Origin of the sequence: Bradyrhizobium sp. AUGA SZCCT0176 (assembly GCF_018130145.1) — a bacterium.
Taxonomy (GTDB): Bacteria; Pseudomonadota; Alphaproteobacteria; order Rhizobiales; family Xanthobacteraceae; genus Bradyrhizobium.
Genome location: NZ_JAFCMB010000008.1, coordinates 103,320 through 116,265, shown reverse-complemented (window position 1 = coordinate 116,265; position 12,946 = coordinate 103,320). Strand labels below are relative to the sequence as shown.

Genomic DNA, 12,946 nt, shown 5'->3' with positions numbered 1-12,946 from the left:
TCGAGATTCCGGGTTCACGCTTCGCGTGCCCCGGAATGACCGGACTAACCGCCTTGCCGCAGCCGCGCCAGCACCTTGAGCCCGCCATAGCCATCGGCCGGCAACAGGCCCATCTTGGTCTGGTAATCCCGGACCGCCTTCATGGTGTCATTCCCGACGCGGCCGTCGGTGCCGCCGGTGTCGAAGCCGGCTTTTGTCAGCCGCGTCTGCATCTCCTGCACCTCGGCCAGCGTCAGCGCGCGTTCGGAGCCCGGGAAGGGATGAATGAACGGCGGCGCGCCGAGAATGCGGTCGCCGAGATGGCAGATCGCAAGCGCGTAATTCATCGACGGATTGTAGCTGCGCACCGCATAGAAATTCGGCCCGAGCAGGAACGCCGGTCCGCCGGCGACCGGCACCCACAATTGCGCGGATGCATTCGGTTGCGGGAACGGCTTGCCGTCGGCGCGGGTGACGCCGGCGCCGGCCCACGCCGCATAGGTGCGGTTGCCGCTGCCGGACGCGCCGCCGGCGCGGACCTCATAACCCCAGTGTTCGCCGCGGTGGTACTTGCCGCGATTGACCAGATAGCGCGCGCTCGAGCCCAGCGCATCGTCCGGCCTGCCGAACGGCGAGACGCGGCCGTCCTTGTCGTAGTCCATGCCGACATTGAGCCAGACTTCCGGCATCCACTGGGTATGCCCCATCGCGCCGGCCCACGATCCCCGCATTTCCTCCGGCGTGCCCCAGCCGCGGTCGACGATCTTCAGCGCGTTGATCAGTTCGGTTTCCCAATAGGCGCGGCGGCGCGGCTCGTTCCAGGCCAGCGCTGCGAGCGAGGGAAAGATCGGGCGCATATGGTTCTGCTGCACCAAGGGATCGCCAAAGGCGGATTCAACGCCCCACAGCGCCAGCAATGTGCCGCGCTCGACGCCAAAGTCCTGCTCGATCCGAGTGAACAGCGCCTCGTTCTTCCGCAGCGCTTCCTTGCCCGCCGTGATGCGCCAGTCCGAGGCGCGGCGATTGACGTATTGCCAGATCTGCTCGTGGAATTCCGGCTGCTTCTGCATCTGCCGGAACACGGACATGTCGGGCTCGATCCGGCCCATCACGCGGCTCCAGGTCGCGTCCGATATGCCTTTTGCCAGCGCGCGAGCGCGGAAGGTATCGCGCCACTGGTCGAAGCCGGGCGGCGCCGCGGCCAACGCGGCAAGCGGATTGGCGAGCACAGCTGCGGCGCCGATGCCGGCTTGCAGCAGGGCGCGGCGGGTCGGCGATCTCAGAGAATCGAAGGGTTCCATGGCGGTATTGTACGGGGCAGGGTGCGCTCACCAAAGCGCATTTGCATGGCGCCGTCGTCGCAGCCGGAACGCGGAACTCCGGAAGGTAGAATAGCTGCCCTAGGCCTGCTGAAAGTCCGCGGCAATCCGTGCGAGCCAACGCCGGACGGTCGCCTGCGCGGAGGCCGAGAACCCGGCCGCCAGCCGCCGCTCCACCGCCTGGACGTGACGGCGGCATTTGTCGAGCAGGACCGTGCCGCGCCGGGTCAGTGTCCACTGCAGCACCCGGCCATGGATCGGGTGCGGGGTCTTCCGGATGGCGCCGTCGCGTTCCAAATTGCGGATGATGACGCCGACGGTTTGCGGAGTCAGCAGGGCGACCCGCGCGAGATCGGCGCCCGACAGGCCGGGATAGGCCCGCAGCATCGTCAGCACCACGAATTGCGGCGTGGTGACACCGAGTTCGGCGAGCGCCCGCTCCAGTGTCAGCCGGGTCGCGGCCTGGGCCTGCCGCAGCAAATAGGCGAGGTGGCCTTGTTCGCCGCGCTTGCCTTCGCCCGGCGGCGGCGGGCGGATCATCGCGAGCACGGGATTGGCGGCGGGTTTTTTCCGGCGCTGGTGAGGGTTTTTGCGAGAGGATTTCCGGCGCGCAGGCTTTTTTGCGACGGTGGCCTTCTTGGATTTTTTCGGCTTTTTGGCCGCCGCTTTTTGCGGCCCGCGCGGTTTGGACTTTACCGAAGCTCTGATCTTGCGCGCCATATAAGGGCTCTTATAATAACTCAGTGCACTGATAACATAAGGCGATGAACATGTCACATGCCCGCAAGGAATATAAGGATTTCATGGCGCTGGCGCCCGAGGCCTATGAGGTCGTGCTGGCGCTCGGCAAGGTCGCCGCCGCGGCGGGCATCGACAAGCAACTGCTCGAACTGATCAAGCTGCGCGCCTCGCAGATCAACGGCTGCGCGTTTTGCGTGCAGTATCACATCCTGCAAAGCGAGAGCCTCGGCATGTCGGCCGACAAGCTCAATCTGGTCGTGGTGTGGCGCGAGGCGCCGCAATTCTCGCCCCGCGAACGCGCGGCCTTGGCATGGACGGAAGCGCTGACCTTGCTCAGCGGCGGCGTCAGCGACGAGGTCTATGCGCAGGCGAGCGCCGAATTCTCGGAAAAGGAACTGGCCTATCTCACCTCGGCGATTGCCTCGATCAACGTCTGGAACAGATTCGGCGCCGCTTTCCGCTGGACCCCGCCGGCGCGGCAAAAGCCGGTCGGTGCTGCTGCGTCCTAGCGAACGGCCACAGCGTTTTCGAGCGAAGTGGAACCCGGTTCGCGTGAAGAAAACGCGTGAACAAGAGCCTAGTTGCCGCTCTCGCCACCTTCCTGCGGATCGGGCCGGATCACGTCTAGCGGCTGGGCGTGGGCGACAGCGGCCGGCGCGACAGGGTCCGTGCCGAGCTCGCGCCCGCGACCGCGCAGCAGGCGCTCATAGGCCGAGATCAGCGTGGTGTAGGGATTGACCCAGATCCAGCCGTCCCGCGTGAACACCTGCACGTCGAAATGCAGATGCAGCGAGGTGCCGTTGGGAAAGTCGAGATAGTTCGAAGCCACGCCGATTTTTTCGCCCTCAGTGACCTGGCGGCCATTGAGGATGCCGTCCGCGTCCAGGCTGGACGGATTCATGTGCATGTAGCGGAAGCGGATATGTTCGTTACGGGTGTTGACCTGCAGGGTCGCCGCCTGCTGTTTCAGCGAACGGATCAAGATGCCGTCGCGAACCGCGACGACCGCCTGCTGCTTCGGATCGCAACTGCCCGGGCTTTCGCTGTTTTGCGCCATGCACGCGCCGGGACGGATGTCCTGCCCCTGATGGCCGAAACCGGCGGCGCACTGGCCAACCTCGAAACTGCGCGCCTCGCAGAAATTGTCCTGCCAGGGATATCCGCGTTCGTCGGGTTTGCGTTTGCCGAAGGATTGCGAGCGGGCGAAGGCGGGCGCCTTTTCCAGCGGAAACCGGATTTGCGAATAGGCGGTGAGATCGGCGCGGCCGCCGCGCTTGCGCGAGCCGCTGTTGGCGACGATGTCGCCGCTCGGGCGATAGGTGAAGTCGGGCGAGGGCACCATCGGCCGCTCGGCAATCTCGGACGAAATATCCCGGCGCGGCCGCGACGGCTGGCCGCCGGCGATGCGCAGCGCCTTGAGGAAACGTTCCGCGACCGGATAGGCCTCGCGGCAGGCCAGCCGCCGCGGGCGCGGCGTCGAGTCGAGGCACTGGATCGACACCACATAGGGCACGCCGAAACGCGTGAAGGCGTAGCGCACATAGCCTTCGCGGATGAAGCGCCGCAGGTCCGGGAATTGCGCCGCCAGCGCCTTGACCGGCTCGCCCTTGCCGGCGAGCGGATCGGCGAGGTCGTAGGTCAGGATCGAGCCGGTGATCTGCACCTCGATCGGCTTGGCGTAAGTCCGCTGCGGCATGCCGTCGCCCGCGCCCGGCTCGAACGAAAACATCGCGTCGTAGCCGGCGGCGCCGGCGTGGAACAGATCGGCGGGGCGGAAGTCGGCTTGATAGCGCGATACCGAGATTGTATCGGGGACGCCGTTCTGGCGGGCATCGAGATAGCTTGCGGTGTCGAACGGCAACAGCACCGGAACAGGACTGCGTCCGATCCCGGGGAAGACGGGGGAAGTGATCGCGTTCAGTTGCACCAGCGCCGGCATCGAGCGCGGGTCCCAGCGGGGCGCCCGCCGCTGGCTGGCAAAGGTGAAGGCGGACGCAACCGCGGGCTGGGTATTGATCTCGGAGCGGAGCTGATCCAGCACCGCGCGCCATTCAACGCGGATGGCCGAGATCGAAGGTGTCCGGAACTCGTCGGCCGAAGCACCGATGGCGCAGGCGGGAAGCACGCAAAAGGCTGCCAGCCAGCGTCTCAGCAAGCGGACAGCCTTGGTACCCAATGCATCGCCCCCCGGCGCATGCCCCGATGTCTAACTCTGGCGCCTAGTCCTTGGCGCGCTCGACGTAGGAGCCGTCCTCGGTCATGACCACGATCCGCGTTCCCGTTCCGACGTGCGGCGGCACGTTGGTGCGTACGCCGTTGGAAAGGATAGCAGGTTTGTAGGACGAAGACGCGGTCTGGCCCTTGGTGACCGGCTCGGTTTCGACAACTTCCAGCGTCGCGCGCTGCGGCATCTGGATCGCGACTGGAACCATGTCGTGCAGCGAGAGCTTCACCGACATGTTTTCCTGCAGATACGGCGCGGCCGAACCGATGATTTCCTTGGACACCTGGACCTGGTCGTAGGTCTCGCCGTTCATGAAATGGAAGCCATCGGTGTCCTCGTAGAGGTAGTTGAAATTGTGATCCTCGATCGTCGCCTTCTCGACCTGGTCGGTGGTCTTGTAGCGTTCCGAAATCTTCACGCCGTCGCCGATCCGGCGCATTTCGATCTGACTGACCGGAGTTCCCTTGCCGGGATGGATGTTCTCGGCGGTCAGAACCACATAGAGCTTGCCGTCCTGCTCGATGACGTTGCCCTTGCGAATTGAACTGGCGATGACTTTCAAAGCGGTTTTCCTGAATTTCTGGCCTCCGACCTGTCAGGACAATTGTGTCCCGCGGCCAATGAGGCGGTTTCGGGCTGCAACATACTGATTTGCCCTCCAGATACCAGCCTTTTGCGGCCCGTTCCGGCAGGTTACGGGCTGGCCGGATCGACGGTCCGTGCGGCGGCTATTTCCGCTTGGGGCGAGGGGACGTGAAGGCCTGGGCGTTGTGCTCGGCAAAGGCGGCGGGCACCGTAAATGTCCCGGTTTTCAGGTCATAGGCGCACCACCAGTCCTCGATATAGGGCCGCGGCTTGTCTTCGCCCTGGGCGTCGAAGGAGAGGCTGATCACGACGTAGCGGCTGTCGGGCCAATGCAGGCCCAACCCAGCGTAATTGTCGTCCATTCCTTTGACGAGGGCGGCAAATACGTGACTGAGCGAATCGCGGTCCTTGGGGGCGCGACGCAGCTTTTTGGCTGCCGGCGAGCCCCAGAAATAATCCCAGGCCATCTCGCTCAGCGGCTTCGGCGTGGCGGAGGAAAATTGAAATCCGTTCCGCCGGTACAGAAACAGCGCTTGGAAACCGGCACCGGTTTTCTGCATGCGTACCAGCCACTGGCTGTTCGGGGTAAAGCGAAAGGCAGCGGGGTAGCCCGCGAGATCGATGCCTTCGCCAGTATTCAGCAGCGAGGGGTGTCGACGCCCCTCGTCGAAGGTCCAGAACTGGAACAGAAAACCTTCATCGCCCTTGTCCGCGGCATATTGCTCAACCCGAATTTGCCTGTCGGGTGAGGTGAAAATGTCATCCGCATCCGTCTTCAGTTTGAAGTCAGACCCGGGGCCGGTCGCGCTGGCGGGCGTTGGCGTGGTGACGACGAGCAACAGCATACCTGCCAGCAGAAGCGCTGTTCGTCGTAACCAACCGCCAGACATGTGTGCATTCCGTTCCATTTTGCTGCCCATTGGACGCGCCAATGGCCGCGAGGTTCAGGGCGCAACTTCAAGTTCGCGGCGCCGATCGCGCGAATGGACAAGACGTGCGTCTTTCGACATGACAGACGGACCGGACGCGGGGTATCCGCGGTGTTCCCGGCATGGCTGCTTTCCAGCGGAGAAAGTTGAATAGTGTCAATGGTATCCGGCGATATCCTGAACGTTTTCATGGGCTCGTACGCCGCTGCAGGCGCGCGTGCCGCTCCGGCTGGTTGCTGATGGCCGGGATCGACCAGCCATCGCCATGGTGGTCGCCGGCGCGGCATGCGGACCGGAAGCCGTTCCTGATGGCGCGGGCCGCGATCACGAAGGACTTGCGGGCCTGGTTCGACGAGCAGGGATTCGCCGAGGCCGAGACGGGCATCCTGCAGGTCTCGCCGGGCAACGAGACGCATCTGCACGCGCCCCGGACCGAACTGACCGGCGGAGACGGAACCCGCGCGCTGCGCTATTTGCGGACTTCACCGGAGTTCGCTGCCAAGAAACTGCTCGCGGCGGGCGAAGACAAGATATTCGAGTTTGCACGCGTGTTCCGCGACCGCGAGCGCGGCGATCTTCATTTGCCTGAATTCACCATGCTGGAATGGTACCGCGCCAACGCGGCATATGACGCCATTATGGCCGACACGATTGTGGTGATCGCCCATGCGGCGCAGGCGACGGGCATCGGGCAATTCTCGTTTCGCGGCCGCATCACCGATCCCTTCGCCGAGCCTGAATTGCTGACGGTCGCGACCGCGTTCGAACAGTTCGCCCGGATCGACTTGCTGGCGACGGTCGCGGGTGGCGAAGGGGATCGCAGGGCGCTCGCCGAGGCGTCAAAATCGCGGGTGCGGATTGCAGACGACGACACCTGGTCCGATATCTTCAGCAAGGTCCTGGTCGAGCATATCGAACCAAATCTCGGGCAGGGGTGTTTGACGGTATTATTTGAGTATCCGGTGCCGGAGGCAGCGCTGGCGCGCGCGAAAGCGTCCGATCCGCGCGTGGCCGAGCGGTTTGAGGTCTACGCTTGCGGCGTCGAGCTTGCGAACGGGTTTGGCGAATTGACCGATGCTGCCGAACAGCGCCGCCGTTTTGCGCAGGCGATGGACGAGAAAGCGCGGCGTTACGGCGAACGCTATCCGCTCGACGAGGATTTCCTGCAGGCGGTCGCCGTGATGCCGCAGGCCAGCGGTGTCGCGCTCGGTTTTGACCGGCTGGTGATGCTGGCAAGCGGTGCGCTCAGGGTGGATCAGGTGGTATGGACACCACCGGCGGGAGAAGCATGAACAGGATCGATCCGAAATTGGCGGCGACGTTGCGGCAACCGGCGGAACTCGTCGATTGCGGGCTGGCGCCTGCGGCTGAACTGGCCGATCTCGAACAGGTGGCCGCGCGCTACGCGATTGCGGTGACGCCGGATATCGCCGCGCTGATCGATAAAGATGATCCAGACGACCCGATCGCGCGGCAGTTCGTTCCAAGCACGCTGGAACTGGTGCAGGAGGCCGGCGAGCGCGCCGATCCGATCGGCGATGACGCCCATTCACCGGTCGCCGGCATCGTTCATCGCTATCCGGATCGTGTGCTGTTCAAACTGGTTCACGTTTGCGCGGTGTATTGCCGCTTCTGTTTTCGCCGCGAGATGGTCGGCCCCGGCAAGGCGACGGCGCTGTCGGACAACGCCTATCGTGACGCGCTCGACTATATCCGCGTGCATCCCGAGATCTGGGAAGTCATCCTGACCGGCGGCGATCCCCTGATGCTGTCGCAGCGCCGGTTGGCCGAGATCATGGCCGACATCGCCGCCATCGATCACGTCAAAATCATCCGCCTTCACACCCGCGTGCCGGTCGCGGCCCCCGCGCGCATCAGCGACGAGATGGTCGCAGCGTTGAGGGTTGGTGGCGCCACGACCTGGGTCGCGGTTCACGCCAACCATCCGCGTGAGCTGACGGTGGAAGCCCGCGCCGCTTGCGCCCGGTTGGTCGATGCCGGCATCCCCCTGGTGAGCCAGTCGGTGCTGCTCCGCGGTGTCAATGACGATGCGGCGACGCTGGAAGCCCTGATGCGGTCCTTCGTCGAATGCCGGATCAAGCCGTATTACCTGCACCATGGCGATCTCGCGCCGGGCACCTCGCATCTGCGCACCACGATCGAGCGCGGACAGGAACTGATGCGCGGCTTGCGCGGACGCGTTTCCGGGCTATGTCAGCCCGATTACGTGCTCGATATTCCCGGCGGCCACGGCAAGGCGCCGATCGGCCCGCATTATTTGTCGCATCCAAATTCCCGGGAACGTGAACTATCCTCGGAAACGCGTTATCGTGTCGTCGATTATTGCGGTGACGTTCACCTCTATCCGCCGAAGCCGTGAACCGGCGATGACGGACGGGGATCAGGGAGGGCAGAAGCCGCCGGAAGACGAGAGCAGCCGCGCGATCGAAAACGCGGTAATGCTGGCTTTCTTCGCGGTGCTGGTAGCAGCCGGTATCTGGTTGCTCAGCACCATGGCCGATGTACGAAAGGCGCAGGATTGCGCGGCCCAGGGGCGTCGCAATTGTGGAACGATCGATGTTCCGGCGCGATAACAAGAAATGAGAGCGGGAGAACCAAAATGCGAAAATTGATCCTGTCGGTGGCGCTTCTGGTTCTGACCGGTAGTCCGGACGTGTTCGCGCAAGGCTCAACGGTGCCGAAAAATTCAGACAAGCCGGTGATCCAGGCGCCAATCGGTCATCGCCAGCCACGCGCCAGCGACGTTCCCAGCGAGAAAAATTTGAACGATCCGAACGATCCCCTGAGCAAGGAAAATGCTCTCCTCGACAAAAAGATCAAGAGCATCTGCCGCGGCTGCTAGGCGCGGGGCACAAAGGCCGCTCCACACCACGATTGATCGGCTTGACCGGCCAGAGTCTGCTTCATCAGCTTGAGCAGACTCTGGCTGTAACGTTTTGGTCGACCATCGATTCTTAAGCCGACCGTTCATTGAACGGCCGGCGCGCCAAGCTCCGTCTCGCCTCGACGGCGTCGGCCAGGACGTTGAGCGCCTGCACGGTGGTTTCCCAGTCGATGCAGCCGTCCGTGATGCTCTGACCATAGGTGAGCGGCTTGCCCGGCACCACATCCTGGCGGCCCGCGACGAGATTGCTCTCCATCATCACGCCCGTGATGCGTGTTTCACCAGCGGATATCTGCTGCGCGATGTCGGCCGCAACCAATGGCTGGTTCTCGGGCTTCTTGCTGCTGTTGGCGTGGCTGGTGTCGATCATGATCCGCGGTGTCACGCCTGAACGGGTGAGTTCGGCCGAAGCGGCACCGACGCTGTCAGCGGCATAGTTCGGCTTGCTGCCGCCGCGCAGGATGATGTGGCAGTCATCATTGCCGGTCGTAGCGGCGATCGCCGAGCGTCCGCCCTTGGTGACCGCCATGAAATGGTGGGGATGCGACGCCGACTTCACGGCCTCGGCCGCGATGCGCACATTGCCGTCGGTGCCGTTCTTGAAGCCGACCGCGCAGGAAAGTCCGGACGCGAGTTCGCGATGGATCTGGCTTTCCGTGGTTCGCGCGCCGATCGCCGCCCACGCCACCAGGTCGGCGATGTATTGCGGCGTCGTCATGTCGAGGAATTCGGTGCCGGCCGGCAGACCAAGATTGTTCACCGCTGAAAGCACGTTGCGGGCGAGACGCAGGCCCCTGTTGATGTCGAAGCTGCCGTCGAGGCCGGGATCGTTGATCAATCCCTTCCAGCCGACTGTCGTGCGCGGCTTCTCGAAATAGACGCGCATCACGATCTCGAGGCGGTCGGCCAGCCGCTCGCGCAGGGCGACGAGGCGTTCGGCGTATTCCACGGCAGCAGCGGGATCGTGCACCGAGCAGGGGCCGACAACGACCAGAAGCCGGTCATCGGTTCCGTTCAGGATCGCGTGGATGGCGTTGCGCGCCGCCATCACGATGCGCGTGGCGGTCAAAGTGCGCGGTATCTCGCGCATGACCTCTTGCGGCGTCGTCAGCTCTTTCAGTTCGCTTATTCGAAGGTCGTCGGTGGTGCTCAACACGGCTCTGGCTCCTGTTTTGAAGAACCTGCCGGCCAATAAAAAAGCCGCCAGGATTTGGCGGCTGTTCGGATTATTTGCTGCAATTATTCAGATTGCGCGTGATCCTCCCACCGCCAGCGAGCTGTCGAAGCTAAAATACCAATAGTTGCTGGCGGCGATCATGATCATGGCCGGCTCTATAGCTCACGCATCCGGACTTGTCATCCCCCAATCGGCGGTGGAATTGGCTCGCGCAGCGCCAGCCCGTGTCAGGCCTTGCGCGCGGCGAGCGCCATGCCGACCAGCGACGCACCGCCAAGCACCAGGTTGATCCCGACCAGGAGACCGATCGCCCATTCCGCTGAACCCGGAAGGCCGGCAATGATCAGGAACGAGATCAGGATGTCCATCAGTCCGGAGACCAGCAGCCAGGACCAGCGCCCGGACAATTCGCGGCGGTGCTCCAGCGCGTACATGATGGTGGTGACGCCTTCGATCAGAAAGTAGGCGCCGACGACGATGGTCAGCGTCAGCACGCCCTGCATCGGCCGCGCCAACAGCACGAGGCCGGCAAGCACGGCCAGCGCTGCGGAAAACAGCGACCACCAGAAGCCCGGCATCTGCCGGGCCCAATAGGTGACGACCAGCCCGGCGATCCCGCTGATCAGGAACATCCAGCCGAGGAATATGGTCACCGCCAGGCTTGCCAGCGGCGGCACGATCATTGCGGCCAGGCCGAGCACCGCCAGCAGAATGCCTTCGAACAGGAAGGCTTTCCAATGCGCCTTCACGGCGGCGCCCATGTCGGACTGCAATTTGGCGATGTCCTTGGGAAGCATATCTTGGGGAAGGGTCATCACAGCTCTCCCGCTACGCACGGGCCGATACTAGAGCGTTTTCGAGCGAACAGGAATGGTTGGCGCAAGGAATTGGCGGGATGAAAACGCGTCCAATTTTAGCTGAGGCGCTAACCAGCCTCGCTCGCCGACGAAAAGCCCTCCGACGTCGTGCGCATCCGGTTACGGCCAAAGACGTAGACTGCCGTGGTTGCGACCAGCAGTGCGAGGCCGATCAGGATCGATGTGAAACCGATCGGGATCAGCACCAGCGAGGCGTTGCGTTCCGGGTTGATGAACCAGTGGTGCAGCGAGGTCAGCAGGAACGACACGCCCGCAAAGCCGGCACCGCCGCCCACGACCAGCAGCGCCCACATCCGCCGCAACTGGCTCAGCCGCTCGCGCGCGATCTCGGTGCGCGGCGCGTGATGGCGGCCGACGCGCCGCACCAGCCGCGCCGCAAATCCGATCGAGCTGAAGCCGATGATCAGGCTGGCCGTTCCCAGCAACATCCGCGTGGTGGAGCCGAGATCAGGATGTTTTTGCAGAATCAGCAGCGGAAAATCGAACGCCGCATGCAGCGCGACCGGCGCAAACAGGGCCAGCATCCAGCTCGAGATGCGGGCGAGGTCGCGATTGTGCCGGTTGGCACCGAGTGCCGTGCCGGCACGTGCGATCGCGATATAGGCGCCGGCGATAATGCCGAGCGCACCGTGGAACGGCACGGTGAGGACGCTGCGCAGTGCCGCCAGCGATCGCCACATGTCGGCGTGTTGCACCAGGTAAGCGAGATTTTCGTAGGCTGCGAATCCTAGGCCCGCGGCTGCGCCGTAAACGACGGTGTCCATCGGATCGGCATAGGTGCGGCGCTTCCACGACACCGCGATGATCACGATCACCTTGACGATCTCCTCAGGCGCGGCAACGCCGAACACCGAGCGGAGCCCCTGGGTCATCCAGGGATTTCCGGGGACCGCGAGAATCGCTGCAAACGGCGCCCGTGCGATTCCGAGCAGCGAAATACTGGCCGCGCCCAGCACGAATGCGATCCACACCTGCGCAGGCGGGCCGGGGCGCTCGTCAGCGGCGATGACCAGCCACAGCAAAAGCAACGCGGGCGCGATCGCGGCGACGCCGATGACGGTCGGGAGGGATTGAAGCAGAAGCATTTAGGGGACTTTGTTCGGATGGATCGAAAATGGCCGTAAATTCAGCGCTTTGCAAGGAAGGCAAACGCGACTTGTTGTCGCCAAAAGGCGAGGGGCGGACTGGCTAATTGTTACGTTTCGAGATGGGTTTCCCAGCAATTCGGGAGCGGGCAAGGGCGTTGATCGCGGGAACTTCGATCCCAACTCTTTCCTCCTGACTGTGACCGCCGCGCCACAGCATTAGCTGCCTAATTCCTCTACAATCATTGGCAGCAATATTGGCCCAAGGGGAATCAACATGAAGAAATTTGCACTGGGAATGCTTGCTGCGGTTGCAATGACTGGATCGGCTGTCGCGGCCGATATGGCTCCCCGTTATGCCAAGGCGCCGCCTCCGGCTCCGGTCGTGGTGTACAACTGGACCGGCTGCTACATCGGCGGCAACATCGGCGGCGGCTGGGCACGAACCTCGCAGGAACGCACCGAAGTCATCGGTGTCGGACTGGTTGTTCCGGCGACCAATTACGGTTCAAGCGACGGCAGTGATTTCGTCGGCGGCGCGCAGATCGGCTGCGACTACCAGTTTGCGGGCAATTGGGTGCTCGGCATCCAGGGCATGTACAACTACGCGCGCATCGACCACTCGCATTTCCTGACGGCGTTCCCGACCTTCAGGTCCGATGTCACCACCAAGGACATCTTCACGGTAACGGGCCGCTTGGGCTACCTGTTCACGCCCCAGTTGCTCGGCTACATCAAGGGTGGTGGCGCCTGGACCAAGTCTGACTATGAGATCTTCCAGCCGGGTGGCGTGCTGCTGTCCGAAACCGCTTACGGCGTCAGCCGCAGTGGCTGGACCATCGGCGGCGGTCTCGAATGGATGTTCGCTCCGGGCTGGTCGGTGTTCGGCGAATACAACTACATGGACTTCGGTCACAAGGACGTCGCGTTTACGACTGCGCCCGCCGCTGTCGGATTCCCGGACCGTGTCCGCACGAAGCTGGAAGTTTCCACCGCACTGGTTGGTGTGAACTACAAGTTCAACTGGGGTGGCCCGGTCGTCGCCAGGTACTGAGCCTTCACGGACTGAGCTGGTACCACGTACTGAGTTCTTCCCGAGACCAATTAAAAGCCCCGGCATCGTC

At 63.5% G+C, this 12,946-nt stretch carries 15 protein-coding genes; 7 read left to right on the top strand and 8 right to left on the bottom strand.

Annotated elements, in window-relative coordinates:
* Window positions 1-44: 44 nt before the first annotated feature.
* A complete protein-coding gene (locus JQ600_RS20390) occupies window positions 45-1,280 on the bottom strand; it encodes a lytic murein transglycosylase (protein ID WP_212389351.1) in 1,236 nt (411 codons plus the stop codon).
* A gap of 99 nt (window positions 1,281-1,379) precedes the next feature.
* A complete protein-coding gene (locus tag JQ600_RS20385; RefSeq protein ID WP_212389362.1) occupies window positions 1,380-1,838 on the bottom strand; it encodes a MarR family winged helix-turn-helix transcriptional regulator in 459 nt (152 codons plus the stop codon).
* A 230-nt stretch (window positions 1,839-2,068) separates the two neighbouring features.
* On the opposite strand from JQ600_RS20385, the gene JQ600_RS20380 reads away from it, so the two are divergent.
* Window positions 2,069-2,548: a carboxymuconolactone decarboxylase family protein gene (locus tag JQ600_RS20380; RefSeq protein WP_212389350.1), complete on the top strand. Its 480-nt coding sequence runs from the start codon at window positions 2,069-2,071 to the stop codon at window positions 2,546-2,548.
* A 68-nt stretch (window positions 2,549-2,616) separates the two neighbouring features.
* On the opposite strand, the gene JQ600_RS20375 is transcribed toward JQ600_RS20380, so the two are convergent.
* From JQ600_RS20375 to JQ600_RS20365, 3 genes are all read right to left on the bottom strand, one after another.
* The gene (locus JQ600_RS20375; RefSeq protein ID WP_249135989.1) at window positions 2,617-4,194 is read right to left on the bottom strand and encodes a M23 family peptidase; all 1,578 of its coding nucleotides are present in this window, start codon (window positions 4,192-4,194) and stop codon (window positions 2,617-2,619) included.
* Window positions 4,195-4,258: 64 nt separating this feature from the next.
* The gene (gene efp, locus JQ600_RS20370) at window positions 4,259-4,825 is read right to left on the bottom strand and encodes an elongation factor P (RefSeq protein WP_212261738.1); all 567 of its coding nucleotides are present in this window, start codon (window positions 4,823-4,825) and stop codon (window positions 4,259-4,261) included.
* A gap of 166 nt (window positions 4,826-4,991) precedes the next feature.
* Window positions 4,992-5,738: a hypothetical protein gene (locus JQ600_RS20365; RefSeq protein ID WP_212389348.1), complete on the bottom strand. Its 747-nt coding sequence runs from the start codon at window positions 5,736-5,738 to the stop codon at window positions 4,992-4,994.
* Window positions 5,739-6,016: 278 nt separating this feature from the next.
* Between JQ600_RS20365 and epmA the strand changes: the two genes are divergently transcribed.
* The 4 genes from epmA to JQ600_RS20345 are packed head-to-tail and all read left to right on the top strand — an operon-like array spanning window position 6,017 to window position 8,640.
* Window positions 6,017-7,069, top strand: a complete 1,053-nt coding sequence (gene epmA / locus JQ600_RS20360) for an EF-P lysine aminoacylase EpmA (protein ID WP_212389347.1) — start codon at window positions 6,017-6,019, stop codon at window positions 7,067-7,069.
* Window positions 7,066-8,157 carry a lysine-2,3-aminomutase-like protein gene (locus tag JQ600_RS20355; RefSeq protein WP_212389346.1) on the top strand — a complete coding sequence of 364 codons (1,092 nt, stop codon included), beginning with the start codon at window positions 7,066-7,068 and terminating at the stop codon, window positions 8,155-8,157. Before epmA ends, JQ600_RS20355 begins: the two co-directional genes overlap by 4 nt.
* Entirely contained in the window at window positions 8,108-8,371 is a 264-nt protein-coding gene (locus JQ600_RS20350) for a hypothetical protein (RefSeq protein ID WP_212389363.1), read from the top strand. The genes JQ600_RS20355 and JQ600_RS20350 overlap by 50 nt, the downstream gene beginning before the upstream one ends.
* A 26-nt stretch (window positions 8,372-8,397) precedes the next feature.
* Window positions 8,398-8,640 carry a hypothetical protein gene (locus JQ600_RS20345; protein ID WP_212261727.1) on the top strand — a complete coding sequence of 81 codons (243 nt, stop codon included), beginning with the start codon at window positions 8,398-8,400 and terminating at the stop codon, window positions 8,638-8,640.
* A gap of 112 nt (window positions 8,641-8,752) precedes the next feature.
* On the opposite strand, the gene JQ600_RS20340 is transcribed toward JQ600_RS20345, so the two are convergent.
* Window positions 8,753-9,838, bottom strand: coding sequence for a 3-deoxy-7-phosphoheptulonate synthase (locus JQ600_RS20340; protein WP_212389345.1), 1,086 nt, complete (start codon window positions 9,836-9,838; stop codon window positions 8,753-8,755).
* On the opposite strand from JQ600_RS20340, the gene JQ600_RS20335 reads away from it, so the two are divergent.
* Window positions 9,825-9,983 (top strand): hypothetical protein, encoded by a 159-nt coding sequence (locus JQ600_RS20335; protein WP_192735767.1) that lies wholly within the window; start codon window positions 9,825-9,827, stop codon window positions 9,981-9,983. The two genes, JQ600_RS20340 and JQ600_RS20335, sit on opposite strands and share 14 nt — an antisense overlap.
* Before the next feature lie 103 nt (window positions 9,984-10,086).
* Here the strand turns inward: JQ600_RS20335 and JQ600_RS20330 are convergent, their stop codons facing one another.
* Window positions 10,087-10,674: an HdeD family acid-resistance protein gene (locus JQ600_RS20330; protein ID WP_212261721.1), complete on the bottom strand. Its 588-nt coding sequence runs from the start codon at window positions 10,672-10,674 to the stop codon at window positions 10,087-10,089.
* Between the two features lie 110 nt (window positions 10,675-10,784).
* Window positions 10,785-11,822 (bottom strand): PrsW family glutamic-type intramembrane protease, encoded by a 1,038-nt coding sequence (locus JQ600_RS20325; RefSeq protein WP_212389344.1) that lies wholly within the window; start codon window positions 11,820-11,822, stop codon window positions 10,785-10,787.
* 277 nt (window positions 11,823-12,099) lie between these two features.
* On the opposite strand from JQ600_RS20325, the gene JQ600_RS20320 reads away from it, so the two are divergent.
* On the top strand, window positions 12,100-12,876 hold the full coding sequence (locus JQ600_RS20320; RefSeq protein ID WP_212261715.1) for an outer membrane protein: 777 nt from the start codon (window positions 12,100-12,102) through the stop codon (window positions 12,874-12,876).
* Window positions 12,877-12,946 lie beyond the last annotated feature (70 nt).

Coding starts and splice junctions, on each gene's coding strand:
- JQ600_RS20355 (WP_212389346.1), top strand. CDS start 7,066: ATGAACAGGATCGATCCGAAATTGGCGGCGACGTTGCGGCAACCGGCG.
- JQ600_RS20320 (WP_212261715.1), top strand. CDS start 12,100: ATGAAGAAATTTGCACTGGGAATGCTTGCTGCGGTTGCAATGACTGGA.
- JQ600_RS20330 (WP_212261721.1), bottom strand. CDS start 10,674: ATGACCCTTCCCCAAGATATGCTTCCCAAGGACATCGCCAAATTGCAG.
- JQ600_RS20345 (WP_212261727.1), top strand. CDS start 8,398: ATGCGAAAATTGATCCTGTCGGTGGCGCTTCTGGTTCTGACCGGTAGT.
- JQ600_RS20385 (WP_212389362.1), bottom strand. CDS start 1,838: ATGATCCGCCCGCCGCCGCCGGGCGAAGGCAAGCGCGGCGAACAAGGC.
- JQ600_RS20390 (WP_212389351.1), bottom strand. CDS start 1,280: ATGGAACCCTTCGATTCTCTGAGATCGCCGACCCGCCGCGCCCTGCTG.
- epmA (WP_212389347.1), top strand. CDS start 6,017: ATGGCCGGGATCGACCAGCCATCGCCATGGTGGTCGCCGGCGCGGCAT.
- JQ600_RS20325 (WP_212389344.1), bottom strand. CDS start 11,822: ATGCTTCTGCTTCAATCCCTCCCGACCGTCATCGGCGTCGCCGCGATC.
- JQ600_RS20365 (WP_212389348.1), bottom strand. CDS start 5,738: ATGTCTGGCGGTTGGTTACGACGAACAGCGCTTCTGCTGGCAGGTATG.
- JQ600_RS20380 (WP_212389350.1), top strand. CDS start 2,069: ATGTCACATGCCCGCAAGGAATATAAGGATTTCATGGCGCTGGCGCCC.